The organism is uncultured Xanthomarina sp., from assembly GCF_963971605.1.
Classification (GTDB): domain Bacteria; phylum Bacteroidota; class Bacteroidia; order Flavobacteriales; family Flavobacteriaceae; genus Xanthomarina; species Xanthomarina gelatinilytica.
In genome coordinates this window covers 1-26,570 of record NZ_CAXATZ010000034.1, presented here as the reverse complement: position 1 = coordinate 26,570, position 26,570 = coordinate 1, and the positions used below count along the sequence as shown (strand labels likewise).

The 26,570-nt window shown below is 34.5% G+C and carries 29 protein-coding genes; 10 read left to right on the top strand and 19 right to left on the bottom strand.

All coding sequences use genetic code 11. From position 1 onward, the window contains the following. The 6 genes from AACY93_RS11295 to trmB form a co-directional block, all read right to left on the bottom strand. Positions 1 to 520, bottom strand: a 520-nt coding sequence (locus AACY93_RS11295) for an NAD(P)/FAD-dependent oxidoreductase (RefSeq protein WP_339612006.1), incomplete at its 3' end; no start/stop codon positions are given. An 84-nt stretch (positions 521 to 604) separates the two neighbouring features. Next, positions 605 to 847: a NifU family protein gene (locus tag AACY93_RS11290; protein WP_007649083.1), complete on the bottom strand. Its 243-nt coding sequence runs from the start codon at positions 845 to 847 to the stop codon at positions 605 to 607. A 3-nt stretch (positions 848 to 850) separates the two neighbouring features. Beyond that, positions 851 to 1,987, bottom strand: coding sequence for an Mrp/NBP35 family ATP-binding protein (locus AACY93_RS11285; RefSeq protein ID WP_273006642.1), 1,137 nt, complete (start codon positions 1,985 to 1,987; stop codon positions 851 to 853). A gap of 220 nt (positions 1,988 to 2,207) precedes the next feature. Further along, on the bottom strand, positions 2,208 to 2,537 hold the full coding sequence (locus AACY93_RS11280) for an MGMT family protein (RefSeq protein WP_273006640.1): 330 nt from the start codon (positions 2,535 to 2,537) through the stop codon (positions 2,208 to 2,210). 7 nt (positions 2,538 to 2,544) lie between these two features. Then, positions 2,545 to 3,177 (bottom strand): LysE family transporter, encoded by a 633-nt coding sequence (locus AACY93_RS11275; RefSeq protein ID WP_273006638.1) that lies wholly within the window; start codon positions 3,175 to 3,177, stop codon positions 2,545 to 2,547. A 3-nt stretch (positions 3,178 to 3,180) separates the two neighbouring features. Further along, complete coding sequence (gene trmB / locus AACY93_RS11270) at positions 3,181 to 3,855, bottom strand: tRNA (guanosine(46)-N7)-methyltransferase TrmB (RefSeq protein ID WP_007649098.1); 675 nt, start codon at positions 3,853 to 3,855, stop codon at positions 3,181 to 3,183. 87 nt (positions 3,856 to 3,942) lie between these two features. On the opposite strand from trmB, the gene AACY93_RS11265 reads away from it, so the two are divergent. Next, complete coding sequence (locus AACY93_RS11265) at positions 3,943 to 4,998, top strand: glycosyltransferase family protein (protein ID WP_286852859.1); 1,056 nt, start codon at positions 3,943 to 3,945, stop codon at positions 4,996 to 4,998. Here the strand turns inward: AACY93_RS11265 and AACY93_RS11260 are convergent. Next, positions 4,972 to 6,009, bottom strand: a complete 1,038-nt coding sequence (locus AACY93_RS11260; protein ID WP_286852860.1) for an ATP-binding protein — start codon at positions 6,007 to 6,009, stop codon at positions 4,972 to 4,974. The genes AACY93_RS11265 and AACY93_RS11260 overlap by 27 nt on opposite strands. Beyond that, the gene (locus AACY93_RS11255; protein WP_286852861.1) at positions 6,009 to 6,692 is read right to left on the bottom strand and encodes a response regulator transcription factor; all 684 of its coding nucleotides are present in this window, start codon (positions 6,690 to 6,692) and stop codon (positions 6,009 to 6,011) included. Before AACY93_RS11255 ends, AACY93_RS11260 begins: the two co-directional genes overlap by 1 nt. A gap of 184 nt (positions 6,693 to 6,876) precedes the next feature. Between AACY93_RS11255 and AACY93_RS11250 the strand changes: the two genes are divergently transcribed. The 4 genes from AACY93_RS11250 to AACY93_RS11235 all read left to right on the top strand — a co-directional run bounded on the left by AACY93_RS11250 (position 6,877) and on the right by AACY93_RS11235 (position 10,911). Beyond that, entirely contained in the window at positions 6,877 to 7,209 is a 333-nt protein-coding gene (locus AACY93_RS11250; protein ID WP_286852862.1) for a T9SS type A sorting domain-containing protein, read from the top strand. A 117-nt stretch (positions 7,210 to 7,326) separates the two neighbouring features. Then, positions 7,327 to 9,003 (top strand): DUF6130 family protein, encoded by a 1,677-nt coding sequence (locus AACY93_RS11245; protein WP_286852863.1) that lies wholly within the window; start codon positions 7,327 to 7,329, stop codon positions 9,001 to 9,003. Positions 9,004 to 9,103: 100 nt separating this feature from the next. Next, positions 9,104 to 9,844, top strand: coding sequence for a T9SS type A sorting domain-containing protein (locus AACY93_RS11240; protein ID WP_286852864.1), 741 nt, complete (start codon positions 9,104 to 9,106; stop codon positions 9,842 to 9,844). An 86-nt stretch (positions 9,845 to 9,930) separates the two neighbouring features. Then, positions 9,931 to 10,911, top strand: a complete 981-nt coding sequence (locus AACY93_RS11235; protein WP_286852865.1) for an acyl transferase — start codon at positions 9,931 to 9,933, stop codon at positions 10,909 to 10,911. A 100-nt stretch (positions 10,912 to 11,011) separates the two neighbouring features. Here the strand turns inward: AACY93_RS11235 and tyrS are convergent, their stop codons facing one another. Continuing rightward, positions 11,012 to 12,319 (bottom strand): tyrosine--tRNA ligase, encoded by a 1,308-nt coding sequence (gene tyrS / locus AACY93_RS11230; protein WP_286852866.1) that lies wholly within the window; start codon positions 12,317 to 12,319, stop codon positions 11,012 to 11,014. A gap of 88 nt (positions 12,320 to 12,407) precedes the next feature. On the opposite strand from tyrS, the gene AACY93_RS11225 reads away from it, so the two are divergent. Continuing rightward, positions 12,408 to 13,415 (top strand): NAD-dependent epimerase/dehydratase family protein, encoded by a 1,008-nt coding sequence (locus tag AACY93_RS11225; protein ID WP_286852867.1) that lies wholly within the window; start codon positions 12,408 to 12,410, stop codon positions 13,413 to 13,415. Here the strand turns inward: AACY93_RS11225 and AACY93_RS11220 are convergent. From AACY93_RS11220 to AACY93_RS11210, 3 genes are read right to left on the bottom strand one after another with little or no spacing between them, the layout of a single operon-like run. Next, positions 13,412 to 13,867 (bottom strand): DUF4296 domain-containing protein, encoded by a 456-nt coding sequence (locus AACY93_RS11220; protein WP_286852868.1) that lies wholly within the window; start codon positions 13,865 to 13,867, stop codon positions 13,412 to 13,414. The genes AACY93_RS11225 and AACY93_RS11220 overlap by 4 nt on opposite strands. Then, entirely contained in the window at positions 13,868 to 15,208 is a 1,341-nt protein-coding gene (locus tag AACY93_RS11215; protein ID WP_286852869.1) for a dihydroorotase, read from the bottom strand. A gap of 1 nt (position 15,209) precedes the next feature. Beyond that, on the bottom strand, positions 15,210 to 15,935 hold the full coding sequence (locus tag AACY93_RS11210) for a polyprenol monophosphomannose synthase (protein WP_286852870.1): 726 nt from the start codon (positions 15,933 to 15,935) through the stop codon (positions 15,210 to 15,212). 108 nt (positions 15,936 to 16,043) lie between these two features. Here AACY93_RS11210 and AACY93_RS11205 point away from each other — a divergent pair, with 108 nt between their 5' ends. Together AACY93_RS11205 and AACY93_RS11200 are read left to right on the top strand one after the other, a co-directional pair. After that, positions 16,044 to 16,697, top strand: coding sequence for a DUF4271 domain-containing protein (locus AACY93_RS11205; RefSeq protein WP_286852871.1), 654 nt, complete (start codon positions 16,044 to 16,046; stop codon positions 16,695 to 16,697). A gap of 13 nt (positions 16,698 to 16,710) precedes the next feature. Beyond that, entirely contained in the window at positions 16,711 to 17,460 is a 750-nt protein-coding gene (locus AACY93_RS11200; RefSeq protein ID WP_286852872.1) for a uroporphyrinogen-III synthase, read from the top strand. A 70-nt stretch (positions 17,461 to 17,530) separates the two neighbouring features. Here the strand turns inward: AACY93_RS11200 and AACY93_RS11195 are convergent, their stop codons facing one another. From AACY93_RS11195 to AACY93_RS11180, 4 genes are all read right to left on the bottom strand, one after another. Next, the gene (locus AACY93_RS11195) at positions 17,531 to 18,505 is read right to left on the bottom strand and encodes a T9SS type A sorting domain-containing protein (RefSeq protein ID WP_286852873.1); all 975 of its coding nucleotides are present in this window, start codon (positions 18,503 to 18,505) and stop codon (positions 17,531 to 17,533) included. 206 nt (positions 18,506 to 18,711) lie between these two features. Next, positions 18,712 to 19,695, bottom strand: coding sequence for a T9SS type A sorting domain-containing protein (locus AACY93_RS11190; protein ID WP_286852874.1), 984 nt, complete (start codon positions 19,693 to 19,695; stop codon positions 18,712 to 18,714). A gap of 247 nt (positions 19,696 to 19,942) precedes the next feature. Next, on the bottom strand, positions 19,943 to 21,553 hold the full coding sequence (gene pckA, locus AACY93_RS11185; RefSeq protein WP_286852875.1) for a phosphoenolpyruvate carboxykinase (ATP): 1,611 nt from the start codon (positions 21,551 to 21,553) through the stop codon (positions 19,943 to 19,945). Positions 21,554 to 21,613: 60 nt separating this feature from the next. Beyond that, entirely contained in the window at positions 21,614 to 22,009 is a 396-nt protein-coding gene (locus tag AACY93_RS11180; protein WP_286852876.1) for a DUF423 domain-containing protein, read from the bottom strand. 79 nt (positions 22,010 to 22,088) lie between these two features. Here AACY93_RS11180 and AACY93_RS11175 point away from each other — a divergent pair, with 79 nt between their 5' ends. Together AACY93_RS11175 and AACY93_RS11170 are read left to right on the top strand one after the other, a co-directional pair. After that, positions 22,089 to 23,453: a saccharopine dehydrogenase C-terminal domain-containing protein gene (locus AACY93_RS11175; protein ID WP_007649132.1), complete on the top strand. Its 1,365-nt coding sequence runs from the start codon at positions 22,089 to 22,091 to the stop codon at positions 23,451 to 23,453. 7 nt (positions 23,454 to 23,460) lie between these two features. Continuing rightward, a complete protein-coding gene (locus AACY93_RS11170; RefSeq protein ID WP_007649133.1) occupies positions 23,461 to 23,931 on the top strand; it encodes an Lrp/AsnC ligand binding domain-containing protein in 471 nt (156 codons plus the stop codon). A gap of 317 nt (positions 23,932 to 24,248) precedes the next feature. Here AACY93_RS11170 and AACY93_RS11165 read toward each other — a convergent pair whose 3' ends face one another. From AACY93_RS11165 to AACY93_RS11155, 3 genes are all read right to left on the bottom strand, one after another. Further along, positions 24,249 to 24,974 (bottom strand): Bax inhibitor-1 family protein, encoded by a 726-nt coding sequence (locus AACY93_RS11165; protein WP_007649134.1) that lies wholly within the window; start codon positions 24,972 to 24,974, stop codon positions 24,249 to 24,251. Between the two features lie 101 nt (positions 24,975 to 25,075). Next, positions 25,076 to 25,774, bottom strand: coding sequence for a zinc metallopeptidase (locus AACY93_RS11160; RefSeq protein WP_286852877.1), 699 nt, complete (start codon positions 25,772 to 25,774; stop codon positions 25,076 to 25,078). A 77-nt stretch (positions 25,775 to 25,851) separates the two neighbouring features. Continuing rightward, a complete protein-coding gene (locus AACY93_RS11155) occupies positions 25,852 to 26,376 on the bottom strand; it encodes a hypothetical protein (protein ID WP_286852878.1) in 525 nt (174 codons plus the stop codon). Positions 26,377 to 26,570: the final 194 nt, after the last annotated feature.

Sequence of the window (26,570 nt, the reverse complement as noted above, 5' to 3'; positions counted from 1 at the left end):
CAACATCAGATAAAAAGATGCTCCAATCCAGTGCAGAATCACCACCTCCAGAAATAACCACGCGTTTGTTTCTGTATTTTTCTGGATCTTTAATAAAGTATTCCACGCCTTTATCTTCAAAGTATTCAATATTGTGAATTAATGGCTTTCTAGGTTCAAAACTTCCTAAACCTCCAGCAATGGCAACTACTGGAGCTTGGTGTTTGGTGCCTTTGTTTGTAGTTACAATAAAGGTACCATCCTCTTGCTTGTCAATAGTTTCAGCACGTTCCCCAAGTGTAAAACCTGGCTCAAATTGCTTACATTGCTCCAAAAGGTTTTTGGTTAAATCATCTGCTAAAATTTCTGGAAAACCTGGGATATCATAGATAGGTTTTTTTGGATAAATTTCTGAACACTGTCCTCCTGGTTGTGGTAAAGCGTCTATTAAATGACATTTTAATTTTAGTAATCCTGCTTCAAAAACGGCAAATAAGCCTGTTGGACCAGCTCCAATAATAAGAATATCTGTTTTAATCATGAATTGTAAATTTCAAGAGACAAAGTTATTATTTACTTTATTAATTAAATGTGACAAAAGTCACATTTAAGGTTTTTTAATAATTTAAGCGTCTATATTAATAACTTGTTCTATTTGAGGTGCATACTTTTTAATGGTCATTTCAACGCCAGACTTAAGGGTCATTTGGTTTACACTGCAACCTACACAAGCACCTTGCAGTTGTACTTTAACCAGCTTATCATCCTCTATGGATAGTAATGAAATATCACCACCATCACTTTGTAAAAACGGACGGATTTCGTCTAGCGCTTTTTCAATGTTCATTTTAAGTTCTTCTGTAGTCATAACCTATTTCTTTACGGCCGAACATCCAGCCATGGTTGTAATTTTTATCGCTTCGGTTGGTGGCAAATTGGTATTGCGTTTTACCACTTCTTGAACCACTTGTTGTGTTAAGGTCTCAAAAGCCTCTTCTAAAGGCGTTGCTGTTTGCAAAGCAGCAGGACGACCTACGTCTCCAGCTTCACGAATGCTTTGAACCAAAGGAATCTCTCCTAAAAATGGAACATTTAAATCGTTGGCCAAGTGTTTGGCTCCTTCCTGTCCAAAAATATAATACTTGTTATCTGGTAGCTCTTCTGGTGTAAAGTAAGCCATGTTTTCAATAATTCCCAATACAGGCACATTAATGCTTTCCTGTTGGAACATGGCAACACCTTTTTTAGCATCTGCCAGAGCCACATTTTGAGGTGTGCTAACTACAACAGCTCCAGTTATTGGTAAGGATTGCATGATACTTAAATGAATGTCTCCTGTTCCTGGAGGTAAATCTATGAGCATAAAATCCAATTCTCCCCAATGGGCATCGAAAATCATTTGATTTAAGGCTTTGGCAGCCATAGGACCTCTCCATACTACTGCTTGGTTAGGTTGCGTAAAAAACCCTATGGACAGTATTTTTACACCATAATTCTCAACCGGCTTCATTTTGGATTTTCCTTCAATGTTTACGGCCAAAGGTTTTTCGTTTTCAACTTGAAACATCATGGGAACTGAAGGTCCATAAATATCGGCATCTAAAACTCCCACTTTAAAGCCCATTTTAGACAAGGTCACAGCCAAATTGGCAGTGACTGTAGATTTTCCCACACCACCTTTTCCAGAGGCTACGGCTATAATGTTTTGAATACCTGGAATCTGTTTTCCTTTAATAACATTAGGAGCAGATTTTGTTGGCGCATCAACTTTTACGTTTACCGTAATTTTAGCTTTTTCATAAACCAAATCGTGAATGGTTTTCATAATCTCGACTTCAGTTTTCTTTTTGGCTTGTAGGCTTGGGTTGTTTATGGCAATATCAACAATAACCTCATCGGCAAAAGTCACAACGTTTTTTACTGCGCCACTTTCCACCATATTTTTTCCTTCTCCAGGTGCCGAAATGGTTTCAAGCGCTTTTAATATGTCTTGTTTGTTTAATTTCATGGTAAACTATATCTAAAAAAACAGTCCATAAAACAGATATTTTTGTCCTATTTTATATGACTCATTTTTAATTATTAAGAATCATTCTAAAATGCAAATATACAGCGAATAGTTTAGAATTTGAAAAAGTTTAATTGAAATGATTGATGTTTGGATTTGGTTTCGTTATTGTATTGTGGATTTATAATTATTTCCTGATTTTTCAAGAACTTACAAATAATTACAATTCCTTAGAAGGATCCCAAAACACCTCCTCAAAATTCTGAATTTGATTGTCTGTTACTAGAACACCTTCACTTTCCAAGAGTTGCTGCATTAAATTGGTGCCTTCAAAATGATGTTTTCCCGTTAGCAACCCCTTTCTGTTTACCACACGATGTGCTGGAACATCTTTATTATGCGAACCATTCATGGCATAACCAACCATTCTGGCGCTTCTTGCTGCTCCAAGATACTTGGCTATGGCTCCATAACTGGTTACACGACCATAAGGGATTTGTTTTGCCACTTGATAAACTTTGTCGAAAAAACTAAGTGTTTCTGTTTGCATGGAGCAATTAATAATATTTTCTAAGAATACTTATTAAGGTAATAATGGAAATTATTCCAGTAATGACACCTATAATGTAATTCATGTTTGTTTGCGAAGTTTCTTTGGTCTTTTTTATTTTGTCGAAAAAGAAAATATATACATATAAATTGGTAAAAGACCCCATGGCTGCTCCTGCAACATAGGTGGAAATTCCAGGTTTATCAAACGTCAACCATCCAAATGAAGCAATGGTAATGGTAATATATGCTTGAAAAGGTATGGGAAACATGTTGATACTGGACAAAAACATACCTTGAAAGAACCTGCTTCGCTTGCTTTTGGTTTCTAATTCTGTGTCTGGTTTGGATTGTTTTTTTGCAATAAGCAAAAAGTAAATGGTAATTAAAACAAAAATCACAAAAGCCACTTGCTGAAGTATATCTATTACATCTGGATGTTTGCTTAAATATCTGGCAAAAACTGTGGCAATAAGCGTTTGGAAGAGAAAAGTCAAGGAGGCTCCCAAAGAAAACATAATCCCTCTGGCATGACCTTCTTTCAAGCTAATTTTAGCAGCAGTCATGTTTAACAACCCTGGAGGAACTGCTGCTAAAAAAGCCACTAGCATGGCAATAAAAAAAAGGGCTGTTAAACTCAAAATTTACTTGATTTTAAATCGAATATACGTAATTGGTTTGTTTTGTTCTAAATATTGGCTCTCATAAAATGTTTGAATGCCAGTCACATCTTCTGGGCTGCCTTCCTGTTTATACACATTATGGTTGGCATAAAGCACCTCATGTCCTTCGCCATGGAGCAATCCAAGTGTGTAGCCATGCATAAACTCGCTATCGGTTTTTAAATTTACCACACCATCTGGTTTTAATATGTTTTTATAACGTTTTAAAAACCCTGAATTGGTCATTCTGTGCTTGGTTCGCTTATACTTAATCTGAGGGTCTGGAAAAGTAATCCAAATTTCATCCACTTCATTGTTTGCAAAAGCATCATCAACCAGTTCTATCTGTGTACGTAAAAACGCTGCATTTGGTAAACCTTCTTCCAAAGCTGTTTTGGCCCCTCGCCAAAACCTGGCCCCTTTTATATCGATACCAATAAAATTTTTATTTGGATATTTCTTTGCCAATGCAACTGTGTATTCCCCTTTGCCACAGCCCAATTCCAATACCAAGGGATTGCTGTTTTTAAAATAGGTTTTGTTCCAGTTTCCCTTTAAGGGAAATTGATTGTTTACCAATTCATCCCTTTTGGGCTGAAATACATTTTCAAACGTTTCGTTTTCCTTAAAGCGTTTTAATTTATTTTTACTTCCCACGTAATAAATTTTACAATTAAAATATCATTCGGTAAAATTAAGGAAATATATGCAAGTGGTAATATCCTTATCTTTGTTTTTACGTATATGAACAAACGAATTTTAGTTGCGCCTTTAAATTGGGGATTGGGCCATGCAACCAGATGCATCCCAATTATTGAAGCTTTAATCCAACAGCAATTCACACCTGTAATAGCTAGTGATGGTTATGCACTGGAGCTTTTAAGAAAAGAATTTCCAGGATTGGACAGTTTTGAGCTGCCATCCTACCACATTAGGTATGCAAAAAACAAGCATTTGTTTAAACTGAAACTCTTACAACGCGCACCCAAATTGCTTAACGCCATAAAAGCTGAAAAAAAAATTGTAAAACAGCTTATAGAAACAGAAAACATCCATGGCATTGTTTCGGATAATAGATTGGGAGTTTACAATAAGCTTGTTCCTTGCGTATTTATCACTCACCAACTACAGGTTTTAAGTGGGACTACCACATGGATTAGCACCAAGCTTCATTTAAAGGCTATGAAGCAGTTTAATGAATGTTGGGTTCCAGATTACCATGGCACTCCCAATTTAAGTGGCAAGCTTGGACATATGGACACAAACCAGATTCCTATAAAATATATTGGTCCAATAAGCAGGTTTGTAAAAAAAGAATGTCCTATCGAATATGAGGTGATGGTATTGCTTTCTGGTCCAGAACCTCAACGAACGTTACTTGAGAAAAAATTATTAAACATGTTTAAATTATTTTCAGGTTCTGTTTTATTTATAAAAGGTATTGTAGAGAAACACCAAAAAAAGGAGCAAATAAATAACATAACTGTTTATAATTTTATGACCAGTGACTTGTTGGAAACATCTTTAAACCAAAGCAAATTAATTATTTCAAGGTCTGGTTATACAACCATTATGGATTTGACCAAATTAAGAAAGCAGGCCTTTTTTATCCCTACTCCTGGGCAATTTGAACAAGAATATTTAGCTGAAAGATTGGACAGGCAAGGCTTGGCACCTTATTGCAATCAAGAAGATTTTGACTTAAAAGAGCTTGAAAGAGTAATTGATTATAAAGGGTTGAACGATTTTGGATATGAGTTAAACTACAAAAAACTATTCGGCCTTTTCAAGACTGAATGAAAACTCGCTTCCAACACCAAGTTCGCTCTCTACATAAATTTTTTCGTCGTGGGCTTCAATAATATGTTTTACTATAGATAGTCCTAAACCAGAGCCACCTTCTTTTCTGGAGCCACTTTTATCCACTCTGTAAAAACGCTCAAAAACCCTAGCTAAATTTGCTTCGGCAATGCCTTCGCCATTATCGGTTATCCGGACAATGACCTTATTTTTTATTAAATTTTCTATACTAATTTCTGTCGTGCCTTTTTCCCTTCCGTATTTTATGGAGTTTACAACCAGATTGGTTATGACCTGTTGGATACGTTCAAAATCGGCATTTACCAAAATGGGTTTGTTGTAATCTATATCAAAGGTGAGAGTGATTTTTTTCTTTGAAGCTTTCATTTCAAGAAGGTCGAAGACGCTTTTTATCAATTCAACAATATCAAAAGTAGTGATGTTCAGTCTTAAATCGCCTGCTTCAAATTTGGTGATCATATCTAAATCCTTTACAATATAGATAAGCCTTTCCACGCCTTTATTGGCTCTGTTTAAATACTTCTCCCTGATTTTTTTATCGTTAATGGCACCATCAATTAAAGTCAGCAAATAGCCTTGAACTGTAAATAGTGGCGTTTTTAATTCATGGGACACATTCCCTATAAACTCCTTTCTATAGGCTTCCCTAATCTTAAGGGATTCAATTTCCAATTTTTTATCTCTGGCATACTTATCAATTTCCTTGGTAAGTGTTGCCATATCGGTTGTGATTGGTTTTTTTGTTAAAGAGGTGGATTCCAACAAAGTTAGGTCGTCGTAGATTTTTTTTACACGTCTGTAAATAAAACGTTCGGCCCTATATTGAATAATAAAAAAACTCACAAAATAGCAAACTACTGCAAACAAAAGGATCAATAAAGTTAAGTTGCCCGTAGCAAACAAAAAAACACCCAATAAGAGTGTTGTTGAAACAGTAATATACAACGCTGTTTTAATAGCGAATTTATATGTTTTTTTAAGTTTCTGCATCAGTCGATAAACTTGTAACCTACACCTTTAACGGTCTTGAAGGATGTATCGCCTATTTTTTCCCGAAGTTTCCTAATATGCACATCTATGGTCCTCCCTCCAACAATCACTTCATTTCCCCAAACTTTATCCAAAATCTCTTCTCGTTTAAAAACTTTTCCTGGTTTGGAAGTTAATAAAGATAGTAATTCAAATTCTTTTCTGGGCAGGACTATATCCTTGTTTTTATAGGTGACTTTATAAGCTTCCCTATTAATAATGAGTTGGCCTATTTTCACTACTGCCTCTTCCACCTCATCGTCTTTAAAACGCCTTAAAAGGGCTTTTACCTTGCTTACCAGTAATTTAGGCTTAATGGGTTTGGTAATATAATCGTCTGCACCAGCATCAAATCCAGCCACTTGAGAATAATCTTCTCCCCTGGCAGTTAAAAAGGTAATTACGGTATTGTTCAGTTCTGGGATGTTCCTTATGTTTTCGCAGGTTTCAATCCCATCCATATCTGGCATCATTAAATCCAAGATAATCAACTGAGGTTTTTCCTTTTTAGCTTTTTTTATGGCTTTAATACCGTTTTCGGCAGTAATAACTTGGTAGCCTTCATTAGACAGATTGTAACCAACTATTTCCAAAATATCTGGTTCGTCATCAACCAAAAGAATTTTTATATCCTTTTCATTCATATAATTCGTGTTTCCATATTACAAGGTAAAGATACTATTATTGAGAAATATTTTAAGCTTAAGCACAGACAAATAACAATTAGGTAACACGAACCTTACATTGTTTTAACAACAAAAGCAGGTTTAACATTATTTTGGTACATTTTTTGACATTATTTAGTAACTTTATATAAATCCATTTTTTATGAAAAAGCAATACGTTTACATTCTAACATTGGCTATTGGCTTGCTCGCATTTAAGGGATTTGGCCAGTCTAACGATTTGGTTTTAAACGAGCCTTCGGATATTGAGAACCTTTCCATTTATCCCAATCCAGTAAGTACGGGAAAGGTCTATATTACTTCAAAAAACAATGCCCCAAAACACATTGAGATTTACAATGTTTTGGGTAAAAGCATCCTAACGGTTACCCTTTTACAAAAAGAGCTGAATGTTTCCAAGTTAAAAGCTGGGGTTTATATTATTAAGGTAACCGAAAACAACATTTCAACCACTAGAAAACTTGTTATTAGGTAATTATAACTTTTGTGTTATATAATTGTAAAATAGCCAATTAATTATGGATTCTAATTATTTTTAGTCAATAAATTCTTATATTTGCTAACCTAATTTTATATATACAAATAATCAATTATGAAAAAAATTTACTTTTTACTAATTACTTTTATTACAACTGCTTTTACATTTGGGCAAAATATTGCCGTAAATGGTGGTTTTGAAAGTTGGACTGGAGGAGTTGTAGATTCATGGACATCTGAATCTGGAACAACACTTACACAAGAAACTACAATTGTTGCAGAAGGATCTTCTGCCATAAACTTTGAAGTTACCACTGGCACACAGAGCAACACGGATTTTAGACAATCTGTACCTGTTCAAGCTGGTTTGGTGTATGATGTATCTGTACAAATCTATCAAGTAGACGCTTTAAGTCAAGCTAGGCTATATGCTGATGGATATCAAGGATATTCTGACGAAACTCTAGTGGGAGTTTGGCAAACATTAAGCTATGAATATACTGCAACCACTACTGGAAATGTTGATTTTGGTTTGCGTTTTTATGATGTGTCAGGTTTTGTGGATTCGTCTACGATAATTGCAGACGATTTTCAAATAGTTGCTCAATCTACTCCTAGTATTGCAGTTACTGCTCCAACAGATGGTGCCTTACTTTACACTTCTGATGTAGATGTTGAGATAAGTGTTCAAAACTTTGATATTCCAACAGATGGTCACATACATTACACAGTAGATGGTGGAAGTGTGATAATGAAATATGATACTAACCCAATAAATTTAACTGGTTTAGCTGCTGGAACACATACTGTAAACTTAGAGTTAGTGGATACCAACCACAATCCTTTAGGATCTCCAGTAACTACGTCTGTATCTTTTACAATTGCTGAAGTACAAACACTTCCTTTTTTAGAGTCTTTTGACTACACTGTAGGTGAAGCCTTAGCTAATCAACCTGCTTGGACAAATTACTTTTCTGGAGACGATGTACTTATAGAAGCTGGAAATTTATCTTATTCCTCTTTAAACGGCGTTGGAAACTCTATTTCTTTTGATGGTTCAGGAGCAGATCCTGTTGTAGATTTTACACCAACAAGTTCAGGAACTATTTACGCTTCTTTTATGCTTAAAGTGACCTCTATTGATGCAGCGCCACAAGATGGATATTTTGCTGTATTAAGAAATGATGGTGGAAGTTACGAATCAAGACTATGGATTTCACCAACAGGAGCATCAACATATCAAATTGGTATCAGTAATGGAGGTACTTTAACCCAAATTACATCTGGAACTGATTTTTCTGTTAATGATGAAATATTTATAGTTTTTAATTATGATATTGACAACGATACGGTAAACGCTTGGGTAAATCCTTCTTTGGGTGTGGCTGAACCAGCTGCTGATGTCTCTGAAGCTTCTACTTCATCTGGAAACACGTTCACCCAATTTTTAATTAGACAAGACTCTCCATCTGAAACTCCTGGAATTGTTATGGATGAATTGAGAATTGGTACGCAATGGGCAAATGTAACTCCTACAACTTTATCTGTAGCGAATGTACAAGCCAATCAATTTAGTGTATATCCAAACCCAACCTCTACAGGCTTTGTTAACATTAGCAGTAAAACCGACGATATTATTAACGTAGCTGTTTTTGATATTTTAGGAAAACAAGTATTGAATAACGTTGTAAACAACAATAGATTGGATGTGTCTACGTTAACAACAGGTGTTTACATTATGAAAATTTCTCAAAATGGACAAGTTATCACTAAAAAGTTAGTGGTGAAATAATTATAAAAAATTTACAATTTATTAAAGACTGGCTTAAATGTCAGTCTTTTTTTTATAGTATATTCGCCACTTCATTTACATTTTTAAACTCATATTTATCATGAAACACATTTACTTTTTATTTGTTACCCTATTTACTTTAACCACTACAGCTCAAAATGAGCTTAGCAATGCAAGCTTTGAAACTTGGACAGGTGGATTACCAGATGGTTGGAATGGATCTAGAACAAGCATTGCTTTATCTAACGTTTCTGAATCTCCTGATGCCCAAGATGGATCTGTCTCGCTTAATTTAGTGAATACAAGTACTTCACACAAACGATTTACTAATGTTGCTATTACAGCATCAAACGAGCCTTACAGGTTAACCTACTACGCCAAAGGCAATGGGGAAATTAGAAATGCATTTTACGATGGGAATTATTCTTCTTATGAAAGCTACACAGTTTTATCAACATCTAATGGTTGGACATTAATAACTTATGAGTTTACACCAACTGCTGGGGATTTAGAAGTGATTTTTTCTTTAAGAAGTACAGATGCAGCAGGTTTACTTATTGACAATGTAGAGCTAATAAAATCTGCTACTATTTCTACTAAAGATTATTCCTTTAACACGTTTTCAATCTATCCAAACCCAACATCTACAGGTTATGTTAACATTACCAGTAAGACCAACGATATTATTAACGTAGCTGTTTTTGATATTTTAGGAAAACAAGTATTGAATAACACTGTAAACAACAATAGATTGGATGTGTCTACCTTAACAACAGGTGTTTACATTATGAAAATTTCTCAAAATGGACAAGTTCTCACTAAAAAGTTAGTGGTGAAATAATCATTTATTAGTATAAATTTTAAAAGCGTTATCAAAATTGGTAACGCTTTTTTATTTTACATACTTTTGTTGAGACTTGATTTAATATGATAAACACAACAGACATTTTTCAATTACATTCAAAAGCCACATTCGAAGACATGGCTTTTAAAATTTTCAATTTTCAATTTGAAAACAATGTTGTGTACCGTTCCTTTTGCGATTTACTCTACATCAATCCTAGTGATGTGTGCTCTTTAAAGGAGATTCCCTTTCTCCCTATCCAATTTTTTAAAACGCATAAGATCTTGAGTTCTAATCAAGCCATAGAGAAAACATTCACCAGTTCTGGTACAACCGGAAACACAACCAGCAAACACCACATTACTGATTTAAAATTATACGAAAAAAGTTTTAATCAAGGCTTTGAACAGTTTTATGGAAATATAGAAGATTATACTGTTTTGGCCTTATTGCCAAGTTATTTGGAGCGTGATGGTTCTTCCTTAATTTATATGGTGGACGCTTTAATAAAACAATCCAAAAAACCTAAAAGTGGATTTTATTTAGATAACCTTTCAGAATTAAAAGACACGTTAATTCAGCTGGAAATTGCTAATGAAAACGTCCTGTTAATAGGTGTGTCTTTTGCCCTTTTGGATTTAATTGAACAACATCCATTTCAATTAAAGAACACCATAGTAATGGAAACAGGTGGCATGAAAGGCAGACGTAAAGAACTGGTTAGGGAAGAACTTCATGAGAGACTTAAAAAAGGGTTTGGGACAAAACAAATACACAGTGAATATGGCATGACTGAATTATTGAGTCAAGCTTATTCCAAAGGAAATGGTGTTTTTGAATGTTCCAAGACCATGAAGGTTTTTGCCAGAGATACTGAAGATGCCTTAACAATTTTAGATAACAATAAAACTGGAGGCATCAATATTATAGATTTGGCCAACGTAAATTCCTGCGCTTTTATTGCTACGCAAGATTTGGGTCGTGTATATAAAAATGGCAACTTTGAAATTATTGGAAGATTCGACAATTCTGACATTAGAGGCTGTAACTTGATGGCCTTATAAGTTTTAAGCACTAATTACACTAACTGAATTATCTAAAAAAAGGAATAAACCCGTTTATATAAAAAAGCAAAACGTCCCAATATTTTGGGACGCTTTTATTTTAAATCACTTTAATAATATAGGTGTTCTTTTTTCCTTTATTTAAGATGATATACTTGTTGTTTATTAAATCGTTAGCTGTAAGCTGGTAATCTTCTGTTACTTTTTCTTTGTTTACGGATACGGCATTTTCCTTTAATGCCCTTCTGGCTTCACTATTGGATGCCAAGAAATTTGTTTTAGCTGAAAGGGCTGCAATCATATCCAGGCCTTCATTTAAATCTGTTTGAGGGATTTCGGCTTGTGGCACTCCTTCAAAAACATCTAAAAAGGTCTTTTCGTCCAAGGTTTTGATATCATCTTTAAACGATTTACTAAACAGTATGTTCGAGGCTTTCTCAGCATTTTCAAAATCGGCTTTGGAATGCACAAAGGTGGTCACCTCTTCTGCCAAACGTTTTTGCAACAAACGCATATGTGGCATTTGTTTGTGTTCTTCCACTAGAGCTTCTATGGTTTCTTTATCTAAAAAGGTGAAAATTTTTATATATTTTTCGGCATCTTCATCGCTAGTATTCAACCAAAACTGATAAAATTTATACACAGAGGTTTTGTCTGCATCCAACCAAATATTACCACCTTCACTTTTTCCAAATTTAGAACCATCGGCTTTGGTAATCAAAGGGCAAGTCATTGCAAAAGCTTTGGCTTCCTTCCCTACATTCATACGTCTTACCAATTCGGTTCCTGTAGTGATGTTTCCCCATTGGTCACTTCCACCCATTTGCAACAAGCAATTGTAGTGTTTATGCAAATGGTAAAAATCGTAACCTTGTATAAGTTGGTAGGTAAATTCTGTAAAAGACATGCCTACATTGCCTTCTTCTCCGGAAAACCGTTTTTTTACCGAATCCTTGGCCATCATATAGTTTACTGTAATACGCTTCCCGACGTCTCTAGCAAAGTCTATGAATGAAAAGTTTTTCATCCAATCGTAATTGTTAACTAAAACAGGTGCATTTTCTTCTTTAGAATCAAAATCCAAAAACCTTGAAAGGACATTTTTAATTCCCTGTACATTTTTGTTCAATGTTTCTTCGTCCAGCAAATTGCGCTCATCACTTTTCCCTGAAGGGTCGCCAATCATTCCAGTGGCACCTCCAACCAAGGCTATGGGCTTATGACCTGCTTTTTTAAGATGAACCAATAAAATAATAGGAACCAAACTACCAATATGCAAAGAATCTGAAGTAGGATCAAACCCTATATAAGCAGTTGTGCTCTCTTTATTTAATTGTTCTTCAGTTCCAGGCATGATATCGTGTACCATACCTCTCCAACGTAGCTCTTCAACAAATTTATTGGTCATTATTTCTGTTTTAATATTTAATTGCGGCAAAGATAAAAATCAATGAATAATTACTCTCTCTTTATTAATAATTCTTTATTTTAGTTTCATGATATTAGTAACTGGAGGCACTGGATTGGTTGGTTCGCATCTACTGTACCAATTAACAACAAACAACAATCCTGTAAGGGCAATTTATAGGAATAAGAACAAACTCGCTTTAACAAAAAAAATCTTTTCCTATTATTCTGAAAACCCAGATATCCTTTTCAATAAAATTGATTGGGTTGAAGCAGATTTGTTGGACATTCCTCTTTTAACAGAAGCCTTTAAAGGAATAACACATGTTTACCATGCTGCTGCTTTTGTGTCTTTTGAACCTGATAAATACCACTTATTGAGAAAAACCAATATTGAAGGCACAGCAAACATAGTTAACCTAAGTATCGCGAATAAAATTGAAAAACTGTGTTATGTAAGCTCTGTTGCTACTATTGGCAGCGCTACAAGTAAAGATACTTTAAATGAACTTACGCTTTGGAACCCAGAAGCTGACAACAGTGTTTATAGTATCACAAAATATGGTGCAGAAATGGAAGTTTGGCGAGGCACACAAGAAGGTTTAGATGCTGTAATAGTAAATCCTGGTGTGATTATTGGTCCAGGAATCTGGAACTACGGAAGTGGGAATATCTTTAAAAAAGTTTACAACGGTTTACCCTTTTATACCAAAGGGGTAACTGGATATGTGGGTATAGAAGATGTTGTATTGCCTATGATGAAACTTATGGAGAGTCCTATTAAAAACGAACGCTTTATCTTGGTTTCTGAAAATTGGCCCTATAAACAATTTATTGACAAAATAGCAACTTCCTTAAATGTTAAAGCACCTTCAAAAAAAGCCAGTTCTTTGTTGTTGCAAATGGGCTGGAGATTGGATTGGTTGAAACACAAATTAACAGGAAAACGAAGACGATTAAGCAAACAACTGGTCCATACATTAAATTCTAAATCGGTTTACGGTAATACTAAACTAAAAAACCAATTGAACTATCAATTTAAACCACTTGAAAAAAGCATTACAGAGGTTGCTAGCATTTTTTTAAAAGAGCATTAATTATTTTCCAAGGTTTTAGTTGGGATAATGTCTTCTTTAATAAAGCCTTTATTTTTACGCTTGGATCGTTTTATGGAATCTAATTTTTTCTCTTCGTACTTTTCTTTTTCATACAGCACATTATACTTAGTTCTTAAAGTTTTTAAACTGTCGTTTACTTTATTAATAATTTCCTGATAATCGTTTATATAATATGTATAATAATTATTGCTGTTTAAAAACTGTAAACTGTCTATGTTATGTTTGTCATAAACATAAGGGTCTGGTACAATTCCATTTTTTTCCAGGATGGATTTGTTAATACCTTTTGCAGCATTCAACAGGGACACATCCAATAGAACCTCTACCATTTTGTCTTTAGAAAGAAGGTTCTCAGGTTTCTTGGGTTTTTCGGCATCATAACAGGAAGTTATAAGTGAAAAAAGCGTTATGGCAATGAATATGTTTTTCATTTATCTGTTAAATGTTAGTCGTTTTCCATGTTTGGTAGCACTAAACTTAGAATTCTCATATACTAAATGACCATTTAATATGGTATGGGTAACCCTGGATTTAAAAGCTGTTCCTTCGAAGGGTGACCAGCCACATTTATACAATATGTTTTGTTTGTTTACGGTCCAAGGGTTGTTTAGGTTTACAATAACCAAATCGGCAAAATACCCTTCTTTTATAAAGCCTCTTTTTTCAATTTGAAATAGGATGGCTGGATTGTGGCACATTTTCTCCACCAACTTTTCCATGGAGATTTTACCTTTATGATGAGCCTCCAACATGGCCACTAAGGCATGCTGAACCAAAGGTCCTCCAGAAGGTGCTTTGGTATACACTTGTTTTTTTTCTTCTAGGGTATGTGGTGCATGATCCGTAGCCAGGACATCTATTCTTCCGTCCAAAAAGGCTTTCCATAGTTCTTCCCTATCTTTTGCGGTTTTAACAGCAGGATTCCATTTTATCAGTGTCCCTTTAGTATCGTAATCCTCTTCGCTAAACCACAAATGGTGAACACAAACTTCGGCAGTTATTTTTTTGTCTTTTAATGGTATTTTGTTTGAAAACAGTTTGGTTTCAATTCCAGTGGATAAATGAAACACATGCAATCTAGCTCCTGTTTTTTTTGCCAATTCTATGGCTTTAGAAGAAGAAATATAACAGGCCTTTTCACTTCTAATATGTGGATGAAGCTTTATAGGAATATTGTCTCCATATTGCTTTTTATACACTTCCAGGTTGGCTTTAATGGTTGCTTCATCTTCACAATGCACAGAAATTATCATATCTGTACTGGAAAATATATTTTCCAATACTTCCGGATTATCCACCAGCATATTTCCGGTAGAGGAGCCTAAAAACAATTTTAAACCAGCAACTTCTTTGGGGTTTACTTTTAAAATTTCCTCTAAATTATCGTTTGTGCCACCAAACATAAAAGAATAATTGGCATAAGAGGTTTCGGATGCTATTTTAAACTTCTCGTTTAAAGCCTCTATGGTTGTGGTTTGTGGGTTGGTATTTGGCATCTCAATATACGAAGTAATACCTCCAGCAATGGCAGCTTTGGATTCGGTTTCAATAGTTGCCTTGTGCGTTAAACCAGGTTCCCTAAAATGCACTTGATCATCTATAACTCCTGGAATGACATAGTTTCCTTCGGCATCGATAATTTTTACATTTGAGGATTTGGCACTTATGGAATTGGAAACCTCTTTAATGATGTCGTTTTCAATAAGAATGTCTCCTTCAAAAATCTGTCCTTCATTAACTATTTTAGCATTCTTAATTAGTATGTTGCTCATGTTATTTGCTATTGAAAATACTTTTTAATTTCATTTTAATGACACCAAAAATGGCTTCGGAGATGATGCCTCCACTCATTTTTGATTTCCCTCTTTTTCGGTCTGTAAAAATAACTGGAACCTCAACAATTTGAAACTTTTTTAAATAGGCTTTAAATTTCATTTCAATTTGAAAGGCATAGCCCACAAACTCTATCTTATCCAAATTAATGGCTTCCAAAACAGCTCTTTTGTAACAAATAAATCCAGCTGTGGTGTCTTCAATCTTCATTCTGGTAATGAACCTGACATATTTTGAGGCAAAATAAGACAGTAAAATTCGGCTCATAGGCCAATTTACCACATTCACGCCCTTAATATACCTGGAGCCTATGGCCACATCTGCTCCGTCTACATGGCAAGCATTGTAAAGCTTTATTAAATCGTTGGGATCGTGAGAAAAATCGGCATCCATTTCAAAAATATACTTGTACCCTTTAGACAAACACCATTTAAAACCAGCAATATATGCCGTTCCCAATCCTGTTTTTTCCTTACGATTAAGCAAAAACAGGTTTTTCTGAAATTCTTGTTTTAATTCGGTTACTTTTTTGGCTGTTAAATCCGGTGAATTGTCATCGACCACTAAAATATGAAATTCTTTACTTTGAGAAAAGACGGCTTTTATAATAGCTTCAATATTCTCAATTTCATTGTAGGTTGGAATAATAACAATGGCGTCGTTCATTAAAAAGTATATAATTTCAACAAATGTAATCTATTTAAAAGAGATAGTTTTTTAAATATTCCTTAAAAAATATGAAATATCTATTATTTTTTATAATAATTTTACAAGATGTTACGTCCTACATCCACAAACGATTTTTTTATCATCTTAATTGTAGTTAGCTTGGTTTTTGTGGCTATCGCAAAATTATTGTTTGAAAAAAGATTCAATCATTTTGCCTCCATATTAATCAATTCCAGCTATTTGAAAGTGTATTCCAAAGATCAAAAATTCATTGATTTATTTGATGGTTTGCTGTTCTTAAATTTACTGTTTTCTGCTTCAATTTTTGGTTTCATATGTTACAACACCTTATTTGAAAGCACAGAAATGTCTGTTGCTTTAATATTTAAGTTCATGTTTGGTATTGGTGTATTTATATTGATTAAAGTTTTGTTGGAACGACTTATAGGCAGTCTTTTTAGCATAGATAATTTAATGGACAAATACCTATTTCAAAAAACCAGTTATAAAAATTACTTGGGGTTGGCACTTATTCCCATCAATGTGCTTTTACTTTTCAGCATGACACCAAATAAGGCCATAGTTTTAACCGTTATTATCTTATTAACCGTTATAAACATTATAGGTTTGCTTACTTCCTACAAATCAAATCTTAATTTAATTAAAAGAGATTTTTTCTATTTTATTTTATATCTTTGCGCACTTGAAATTGGACCTTATATTATTTTATATAAGGTTTTTATAGAAACCAAAGTTTAATACATACTAGCCTATGAAAGTGAAAACAATTTTAGTGTCTCAACCGGAACCTAAAATCGAAAATTCGCCTTACTTTGATCTTCAGGAAAAGCAAAAAGTTAAAATAGACTTTAGACCTTTTATTCATGTCGAAGGAGTTGATGCCAAAGAAATAAGATTACAAAAAGTTGATTTAAAAAATTACACAGCCATTGTTTTAACCAGCAGAAATGCTGTAGATCACTACTTTAGAGTTGCAGAGGAAATGCGCTTTAAAGTGCCTGATACTATGAAATATTTTTGCCAATCTGAAGCTGTTGCCTATTATCTACAGAAGTATGTAGTTTACAGAAAACGTAAAATATATGTTGGGAAACGTAATTTTGCCGAGTTGTCGCCTTTAATAAAGAAATACAAAGATGAAACTTTTTTGCTTCCAACTACCGATAAACTAAAACCAGAAGTCCCTAAAATATTGGACGAACTTAAAGTAGATTGGAAAAAAGCCATTTTTTATAGAACTGTAATAAGCGACCTATCTGATTTAGCAGATGTGTATTACGACATTTTAGTGTTTTTCAGTCCTTCTGGAATAGATTCTTTATTCCATAATTTCCCGGATTTCAAGCAAAACGACACACGTATTGCTGTTTTTGGAAATACTACCATTAAAGCTGCCGAAGAAAAAGGATTACGTGTGGACATTGCTGCTCCAACGCCTGAAACCCCTTCCATGACCATGGCTTTAGAGAAATATATTAACGATGTAAACAAAAAAAAGTAAATTACTTTAATGGAATATAACAAAAAGAGCAACCTATGGGTTGCTTTTTTGTTAGGTTTAAAAAACCTGCTTATTTAATCATTAATTTTTTAGTGTCCAATTGGTGTTCTGTACTAAATCTTGCCAAATACATTCCAGAAGCTAAACCAGAAACATCAATTATATTATCGTTTTTTGTTAAATGGATTGTTAGGAGCACTTTTCCTGTAATACTGCATATGGTTAAATCAGCGTCATTCACATAGCTTTCAATATGCAGTGCACCATTTACCGGGTTTGGATACATATTAAAGGCCATTTTGGTTGTTTCATTTGTAGCTAAAGTAACTAAACACATGGTACATTCCGTTTCATTATCTACCAAACAATAAGACAGATCATCAATAAACCAAACAATATGTGCATCTCTATCTATTAGGGAGGCATCATCAAAAAATATACAGGATAACTCCGGGTTGTTGTCTGAATCGAAATGCTGCATATTGGTTTGATTACCGTTCCTTAGATCTAAATACGTTAAATGATTTTGCTTGATATCCACATAATCTATAGTGGAATTCTGACTTAAATCTAAACTTACAAGATTGTTTTTTCTAAGGTTTAAAGTTTCCAAAGCCACATTGGTACTTAAATCTATAGAAGTTAAGCCACAACTCCTTAAATTTAATGTGGTTAAGTTTGCTAATCCGGAGACATTTACGGAAGCCAAGTTAGCACAACCTACGCCTGATACTGTTTGCAAAGAAGTGTTGTTGGATAAATTGACGCTGGAAATATCTGGATTGTAGTTAAAGTTAATTCCCGTAATATTAAGAAAGGCCTCAATTCCTGTTATATCTGCAATACCACTGTTGGCAATATTGAGCTCTCCTGTAAAAGCCATGGCGTCTGCAGTTAAGATTTGATTGTCTGCTACAGGATTTGTGTCAATGCCACCACTGATTAATTTCTGTTCAAAGTTGGCATCTGGAATGGCTGTATATTGTGCGTAGCTGCTGTAATGAAACGCAACTGCGGCAATAAAAAAATAAATGATTTTTTTCATGATTATTGTTTGAAGTTTGTTACTATAAATCTAAGTCATCCATATAATACCTCCAAAAAATCAAACCGTTGTGTATCTTGATAATTAACACTTTAAACTAAAAAATGTAAAAAAAAACGATAAAACTAATAACATAACCCATAGAACGTAAAAAAAAGAGCAACCTTTCATGGGTTGCTCTTACTAACTTTTATAAGAAATTGTGCTTATTTTATAATTAATTTCTTTGTATCCACTTTGTTGTCTGATATAAATCTAGCTAAGTAAACGCCAGATGAGAGGGCAGAAACATTCACTACATTTTCACCTTGAGTCAATGTTTTGGTTAGAATCACTTTTCCAGTAATGTTGTAGATTTGCACGACTGCATGACTGGATTTTGAACTCACGTATAGCGTGTTGTTAACCGGGTTTGGATACATGTTGAAAACAACATCTTCGATTTCATTAAAACTTAAAGTAGGACACTGGGATGGAGTTAAAGGAGGCAAAGCATCACATTCAGTTTCTGAATTAACATAACCACTGTTGTTATCTTTAATCCAAGTAGATAGGTAAGTTCCTGTATTATCATCAACAAAAACGCATTTTAAACACGGATTGGAATCTGCGTTAAATAAGGTGACATTAACGTTATTCCCATTTCTCACATCTAAAAATGTCAGACTATTTTCTTTGGCATCCAAAGAAGTTAAGGCTGTGTTTTGACTTAAGTCCAAGGAAGAAACACTATTTTTTCTTATATTCAAAGTTTCAAGAGCTACATTGGTACTTAAATCTATGGAAGTCAAGCCACAACTCCTTAAATTTAATGTGGTTAGGTTTGCTAATCCAGAAATATTTATGGATGTTAAACCAGAGCAGCCAATTCCTGTGATGCTTGTCAACAAAGGACTGTTTGTTAAATCCACACTTGTAATTCCGGCGTTGTAATTAAAGTTGATGCTAGTAATGTTAAAAAAGGCTTCAATTCCTGTTAGATCGGAAATACCACTATTGGCAATATCCAAAGCCCCAGAATAATTATTGGCTTCAGAAGTTAAAATTTGTCCATCTATTATCGTATTGGAGTCAATCCCATCATTTATCAATTGTTGCTCAAAAGCAATATCAGGTATTGGGGTGTATTGGGCATGTAATTGAGTATAAAAAGCAAATAACATTGCTATTAAAAAAGTAGTTTTCTTCATAGTATGATAGTTTATAAAATTTAGTATAAAAATATCTGTTTAGAAAACATAAAACAAGTTTATTTACGTTTATACATCTAATTATTATGCAGTTAATCCATTTTAAGTTCAATTTACGTATGAAAATAAAAAATTAACCGCATTTTATTCAATTATAGCTTGGTTTAAACAACACGAGACTTTGAGTTTATTAAGAAATAAAAAAGTCAGCTAAATAGCTGACTTTTATATACTTTAAAAAACAAGATTATCTCACGTTTGGAGCACCTGCAAGAATCTCATCGTTTGCAAACTCTTCAAACTTTTTAAAGTTTTCCCTAAAAGATTCCGATAATTTATACGCAGCCTTGTAATAGCCTTCATCATCGTTCCAAGTAGCTCTTGAACTCAACACCTCATCTGGCACACCTGGACAGGTTCTAGGTTGTTTTAAGCCAAATACAGAATGTGTTCTATACGTTTCATCAGTCACCTCATCTAAATCTCCTTTAAGAGCAGCACTTATCATAGCTCTGGTGTATTTAAGTTTAATTCTGCTACCTATACCATAAGGACCTCCTGTCCATCCCGTATTAATCAACCATACATTAACGCCAGCCTCTTTCATCTTGGCACTTAACATTTCGGCATATTTAGTAGGATGCAGTGGCATAAAAGGTGCTCCAAAACAAGCTGAGAAACTTGGTAAAGGCTCATCAATTCCAGCTTCTGTACCAGCCACTTTTGCTGTATATCCAGAAATAAAATGATAAGCAGCCTGACCAGGAGTTAATCGTGAAATTGGAGGCAACACCCCAAAAGCATCTGCAGTTAAGAAAAAGATGTTTTTAGGATTCTTGCCAATGGAAGGCACCTGTATGTTATTAATATGATATATAGGATAACTAACACGTGTGTTTTGAGTAATGGACGTGTCATCAAACTGAACCTCTCCCTTATCGTTCAAAATAACATTTTCAAGAATGGCTCCTGGTTTGATGGCGTTAAAAATATCTGGTTCGTTTTCTTCAGATAAGTTTATAACCTTAGCATAACAACCGCCTTCAAAATTAAAAACTGTATTTTCGTTGGTCCAACCATGCTCGTCATCACCAATAAGTTTACGGGCTGGATCTGCTGAAAGAGTTGTTTTTCCTGTTCCAGACAGTCCGAAAAATATGGCTGTATCTCCACCTTCACCAACATTGGCACTACAGTGCATAGGCAAAGTGTTTTTGAACACAGGTAGAATGAAATTTAAAGCAGAAAAAATGCCTTTTTTAATTTCCCCTGTATAACCTGTTCCTCCAATTAATGCTATTTTTCTAGTAAAATCCAAAATGGCAAAATTATGTTGTCTGGTACCATCTACTTCAGGATCTGCCATAAAACCTGGTGCATTTACTATGGTCCATTCTGGCGTAAAGTTTTTTAATTCGTCTTCCGTTGGACGCAAAAACATGTTGTAAGCAAACATGTTCATCCAAGGTTGCTCGTTAATTACACGAATGTTTAATTTATATTTTTCATCTGCACAAGCGTAGCTGTCCCTAACAAAAACTTCTTTATTAGATAGATAAGCGACTACTTTATCGTATAGTTTTTGAAATTTATCCGATTCAAAAGGAATGTTGATATTTCCCCACCACACTTTATCTTCTGTAATACTGTCCTTTACAATAAAACGATCTTTTGGCGACCTTCCGGTAAATTCTCCTGTGTTCACAGCTAAGGCCCCAGAGGATGCTTCCACACCTTGTCCTTTAGCTATGGTAATGTCGTGAAGTTGTTTTGGAGTTAATTGATAATGTACTTTGGCATTTTTAATTCCATACGATTCCAGAGAAATGGTATTGGATGCTTGGGTATGATCTACCATAATTATTTTGTGTTGTTTAAAGTGCAAAATTATAATTTTATTTTAAAGTAAGCACTTATTTTAGGAATTATCACCTTTGATTTTTAAAAAGTTTATTAACAATATTATCCATGAAACTATCAATAATAATCCCCCAATAGGTGTAATAAATCCAATGCTTTTAAAATTAAAACCTGAAAGTTCATTTGTAGCCAAGCCGTAAATAGAACCCGAAAAAAACAATATGCCCAAAAGAATGAGATAAAAAATTGCTTTTTTGGATTTTTCGTTGACAAAGGCAGAATTACCAACAAACAGCAACAGTAAAGCATGATACATTTGATACCTTACGCCAGTCTCAAAGGTTTGCAATGCCTGTGTTGTAATCAATGCTTTTAAACCATGAGCTGCAAAAGCCCCTAAAACCACACTTAAAATTCCGAAAATGGCAGCTAAAATCAATATCTTTTTGTTCATATAAAATAAGGTTATGGGTTTTTAAAACCCTTAGTATTTATTACATTCGTAGCTGCAAAAATACTCAACAAATCTCATTATGCGAAAGATTTTAATTATAGGTGCAGGAAAATCCGCATCATACCTTATAAAATACCTATTAGACAAATCGGAAGAAGAGAATTTACTCATTATTGTTGGTGATGTTAATTTCTCTCATGCCAAAAAACTCATTGGAGATCATGACAACGCCCAGGCTATTATGCTGGATGTTTTTGACAAAAAATCCAGGGAGCAGGCTATTCAAAATTCAGACATTGTTATTTCCATGTTGCCAGCTCGATACCATATAGAAGTTGCCAAAGATTGCATCAGCTACAACAAAAACATGGTTACAGCATCTTATGTGAGTGAGGAAATGCACAAACTGGATAAGGCTGCCACAGAAAAAGGCCTTATTTTTATGAATGAAATTGGTGTGGATCCTGGAATAGACCACATGAGTGCCATGCAGGTTATAGACAAAATTAGAGCTAAAGGTGGCAACATTATTTTGTTTGAATCTTTTACTGGTGGATTGGTAGCTCCTGAAAGCGATAACAATCTATGGAATTACAAGTTTACTTGGAATCCAAGAAACGTTGTGGTTGCAGGACAAGGTGGTGCAGCTAAATTTTTACAGGAAGGCACTTATAAATACATTCCATACAACAGGCTATTTAGAAGAACCGAATTCTTGGATGTAGAAGGTTATGGCAGGTTTGAAGCCTACGCCAACAGGGATTCCTTAAAATACCAATCGGCTTACGGTTTGGAAAATGCTAAAACCCTTTATAGAGGCACCATGCGTCGGGTTGGGTTTTCCAGGGCTTGGAACATGTTTGTACAGTTAGGGATGACAGACGATGAATACCATATTGAAGACAGCGAAAACATGAGCTATCGTGATTTCGTGAACGCCTTCTTACCTTATAGCCCAACAGATTCAGTCGAGTTAAAATTCAGACACGCCTTAAAAATTGACCAAGACGATATTGTTTGGGATAAACTTATTGAGTTGGATCTATTTAGCAATAAAAAAATGGTAGGTCTTAAAAAAGCAACACCTGCACAAATATTGCAAAAAATATTGGAAGATAGTTGGACCCTACAGGATCATGAAAAAGACATGATCGTAATGTACCACAAGTTTGGATATGAACTTAATGGACAAAAACACCAAATAGATTCCACCATGGTTACCTTAGGAGAAGACCGTGTGTATACAGCCATGTCCAAAACCGTTGGATTACCCGTTGCTATTGCAGCCTTAGCAATCCTAAACGAAAAAATAGTAACTCCTGGTGTTCAAATACCTATTACCAAAGAAGTGTATGATCCTATTTTAAAAGAATTAGAAGCTTACGGAATTTCGTTTACTGAAACCGATGTGCCTTATTTAGGCTATAATCCATTAAATATATAAGCATCATTTGAAAGTTGTAAACCAAAATATTGAAATAGATGGCATAGACAAAGCTATTTTACGCGCCTTAATGCATGATGCCAGAACTCCCATACTTGAAATTGCCAGACAGGTTGGGATATCTGGAGCAGCCATTCATCAACGGTTGCGCAAACTTGAAAAGTCTGGAATCATTTCTGGATCTAAATTTGTAATCAATCCAAAAGTTTTAGGCTATACCACTATGGCTTTTGTAGGTATTTATCTGGATAAGGCCATGAGCAACCCAGAAGCCGTAAAACAACTTCAAAAAATACCAGAAGTTTTGGAATGCCATTATACTACTGGAAACTGGAGCATTTTCATTAAAATACTTTGTAAAGACAATGAACATTTAATGCATTTGTTGAATAAGGATATCCAATCCATTGAAGGGGTTTCCAGAACAGAAACCTTTATTTCTTTAAATCAGCAAATAGACAGGCAGATAAAAATATAATAAAAAGAGCTTTTGAAATTTCAAAAGCTCTTTTATTTAGACTATAATTCTCGTAGGTATCAATCAGGACACTTTCTTAATTTCATTTTACAACTAAATTGATATGGGGCTAAGCCAATATATTTGTAAGTAAAAGTCGACATAAAGTCGGTATATAGTCGACATATACTCAACATATACTCGGTATATTCATATTGTATTTACGTTATAATATAACTGATTATAAAGAGTTATAAGCAAGAAAACATGAGCCTTTTGCGCATAAAAAAACCTTCAGTTTAAAATAGCTGAAGGTTTTAAATATTTTTGAAATGTAATTAATCCCTTGACATAAAGATGCTTAAAACATACCAGAACAACAACATTAATGAGGCAAACAAGCCCAAGGCAGCAGGAATATAATCGGCTGTTGTGTATTTGTTTACCAAGTTTGATGTTTGGTATAAGATAGAACCTCCAGCCAAAAGGCACATACCCACAGAAAACCACAGCCCTAAATTAAACCCGAATAAGGTTCCTGCAATAATTAATCCAATAGCAATAAAAAACCCTATGGTTAAACCTGTTCTTAAAAAGGAGAAATCCTTTTTAGTAACAAACACCACTGCCGATAATCCAGTAAACAATGCCAAGGTTACAATGGCAGCCTGATTCAATAACTCTGGACCGGAATCCATATAATATGCAGCAATATAAATTAAAGGCACAAAAATAAAGGCTTCAGCAAAAATGTATAAGCCATAGGCCAGATATTGCATGTTCTTATCTGTTGATTTTAAAGTCATTTTTTCAGCATAGTTGGTAATGAACATGAAACCTCCCAACATCAGGAGCCATTTAAAGCCTTCTGTCATGGACAAAGCAAAATTGACTATGGTTTCACTTTGCAACAATAAATATTCAAACAATATAAACACCAAGACACCTCCTGCCACATGTGCATAGGTTTTTTTATAAAAAGCCACTCTATCTGTTTCAGACAAAGCACTTAACAACACTTTTGTTTGGGTAGGTTCAAACGGATTTTGAGGATGATTTTCCATACATAATTATTTAATTGGTTATAGTTTGATAAATGTAACAAAAAAAATAAACCGAAGCCTTAATAAAAAAGCATTCGGTTTATATATATGTGTTTTGATTCTTAGTCCCTACTGCCACCAAAAACTTGCAAAGCCCAATATAATAAAGAAGCTAAAGCGCCAATGGCAGCCACTAAATAGGTTCTTGCCGCCCATTTAAGTGCATCTTCAGACCCTTTATACTCTTCAGGAGTCACCATGTTTTTAGCTTTTAACCAAGCCAATGCCCTGTTACTGGCATCGTATTCCACAGGTAAAGTAATAAAACTAAACAAAGTAGCTAAGCCCATAAAAAGAACACCTGCAACTGCCACATACCAACCAAGGCCAATACCTGCAGCACCACCTAAGACCAAACCTCCAATAATTAGCCATTGAGACATGCCAGAAGTCACACTTACAACAGGCACCAAAGAAGACCTCATTTGTAACCATTGATAGGCTTGCGCATGTTGAACAGCATGTCCACATTCATGAGCTGCCACAGCCGCTGCTGCTGCGTTTCGCTGATTATAAACAGCTTCACTTAAGTTTACTGTTTTGTTTTTTGGGTTGTAATGGTCTGTAAGCTGTCCTGGTGTAGAAATAACCTCCACATCGTAGATGCCATTATCCGATAGCATTTTTTCGGCAATTTCTTTACCAGTCATGCCATTACGTAATTGTACTTTAGAATAGAACGCAAATTTCTTTTTTAATTGATTACTAACCAACCAACTTACAAGAGCTATCGCTCCAATTAATATATAATATCCAATCATTTTTTTTGTTTTAAAAGGTAAAATTACAAGATATATAGCAAATAGCAAGCCAAATATTCGTTAAGAAATTTTGTCAGTTATTGTTTTTGCAAATGTGCTTTTTGAACTGCAAAAACAGGATATGAAATCACTTCAATGGCATTTTCGCCTATTGTTCCTGTTGCGAGTTTTTGTGTTTTATGGCTAACGGTTATTTCAAAATCCATGGCGTCTTTATAAAACCGTTCCGTAGTTGTCAATATGTTGTCCTGCACTTCATACATGCTGTAAATGGTATTGTCCATTACTTTGGCATTGATTAAAATTCCATTGTTTTCATCAACAAGGTATTCACCTTTGGAAGCGTCTTTTGTAACAAGATGGTATTTGCGTTCCTGGCGCTCTCCATTCATAATATACACCAACATGTATTGATATTTCCCTACGGAATCTGTTTTGTTTAAATGAAACTCCATTTGAAGGGTTTGTCTGCCACGAGCGTTTACAATTTGCAAATCGCCTTTATAGATGCCATAGAAATCCTGAGGGAATTGTAAAGAATCGGTTTGTGCCTTTGCCGAAAAGCTAGCAACAAGTACCATTAATAACCAAATAGATTTCATAAAATGAGTTTGCTGTTAAAATACGAAATATTATGTTTTGGATGATTTAGATACACTTATTTTATTCGCTATCCCTACTAAAATAAACACTCGAACTGACATTAGTATTAACTGCGTCACTTCGAGTGGTTTTCGAGGTACGAGAAAATTGTATCGAGAAGCTACCCTACAATATTCACAATCTTTCCTGGAAC

Coding starts and splice junctions, on each gene's coding strand:
- pckA (WP_286852875.1), bottom strand. CDS start 21,553: ATGGTAGATCATACCCAAGCATCCAATACCATTTCTCTGGAATCGTAT.
- AACY93_RS11265 (WP_286852859.1), top strand. CDS start 3,943: ATGAACAAACGAATTTTAGTTGCGCCTTTAAATTGGGGATTGGGCCAT.
- AACY93_RS11250 (WP_286852862.1), top strand. CDS start 6,877: ATGAAAAAGCAATACGTTTACATTCTAACATTGGCTATTGGCTTGCTC.
- AACY93_RS11225 (WP_286852867.1), top strand. CDS start 12,408: ATGATATTAGTAACTGGAGGCACTGGATTGGTTGGTTCGCATCTACTG.
- AACY93_RS11220 (WP_286852868.1), bottom strand. CDS start 13,867: ATGAAAAACATATTCATTGCCATAACGCTTTTTTCACTTATAACTTCC.
- tyrS (WP_286852866.1), bottom strand. CDS start 12,319: ATGACCAATAAATTTGTTGAAGAGCTACGTTGGAGAGGTATGGTACAC.
- AACY93_RS11200 (WP_286852872.1), top strand. CDS start 16,711: ATGAAAGTGAAAACAATTTTAGTGTCTCAACCGGAACCTAAAATCGAA.
- AACY93_RS11155 (WP_286852878.1), bottom strand. CDS start 26,376: ATGAAATCTATTTGGTTATTAATGGTACTTGTTGCTAGCTTTTCGGCA.
- AACY93_RS11165 (WP_007649134.1), bottom strand. CDS start 24,974: ATGGAAAATCATCCTCAAAATCCGTTTGAACCTACCCAAACAAAAGTG.
- AACY93_RS11285 (WP_273006642.1), bottom strand. CDS start 1,987: ATGAAATTAAACAAACAAGACATATTAAAAGCGCTTGAAACCATTTCG.
- AACY93_RS11190 (WP_286852874.1), bottom strand. CDS start 19,695: ATGAAGAAAACTACTTTTTTAATAGCAATGTTATTTGCTTTTTATACT.
- AACY93_RS11255 (WP_286852861.1), bottom strand. CDS start 6,692: ATGAATGAAAAGGATATAAAAATTCTTTTGGTTGATGACGAACCAGAT.
- AACY93_RS11175 (WP_007649132.1), top strand. CDS start 22,089: ATGCGAAAGATTTTAATTATAGGTGCAGGAAAATCCGCATCATACCTT.
- AACY93_RS11205 (WP_286852871.1), top strand. CDS start 16,044: ATGTTACGTCCTACATCCACAAACGATTTTTTTATCATCTTAATTGTA.
- AACY93_RS11260 (WP_286852860.1), bottom strand. CDS start 6,009: ATGCAGAAACTTAAAAAAACATATAAATTCGCTATTAAAACAGCGTTG.
- AACY93_RS11160 (WP_286852877.1), bottom strand. CDS start 25,774: ATGATTGGATATTATATATTAATTGGAGCGATAGCTCTTGTAAGTTGG.
- AACY93_RS11280 (WP_273006640.1), bottom strand. CDS start 2,537: ATGCAAACAGAAACACTTAGTTTTTTCGACAAAGTTTATCAAGTGGCA.
- AACY93_RS11180 (WP_286852876.1), bottom strand. CDS start 22,009: ATGAACAAAAAGATATTGATTTTAGCTGCCATTTTCGGAATTTTAAGT.
- AACY93_RS11215 (WP_286852869.1), bottom strand. CDS start 15,208: ATGAGCAACATACTAATTAAGAATGCTAAAATAGTTAATGAAGGACAG.
- AACY93_RS11245 (WP_286852863.1), top strand. CDS start 7,327: ATGAAAAAAATTTACTTTTTACTAATTACTTTTATTACAACTGCTTTT.
- AACY93_RS11235 (WP_286852865.1), top strand. CDS start 9,931: ATGATAAACACAACAGACATTTTTCAATTACATTCAAAAGCCACATTC.
- AACY93_RS11210 (WP_286852870.1), bottom strand. CDS start 15,935: ATGAACGACGCCATTGTTATTATTCCAACCTACAATGAAATTGAGAAT.
- AACY93_RS11290 (WP_007649083.1), bottom strand. CDS start 847: ATGACTACAGAAGAACTTAAAATGAACATTGAAAAAGCGCTAGACGAA.
- AACY93_RS11195 (WP_286852873.1), bottom strand. CDS start 18,505: ATGAAAAAAATCATTTATTTTTTTATTGCCGCAGTTGCGTTTCATTAC.
- AACY93_RS11240 (WP_286852864.1), top strand. CDS start 9,104: ATGAAACACATTTACTTTTTATTTGTTACCCTATTTACTTTAACCACT.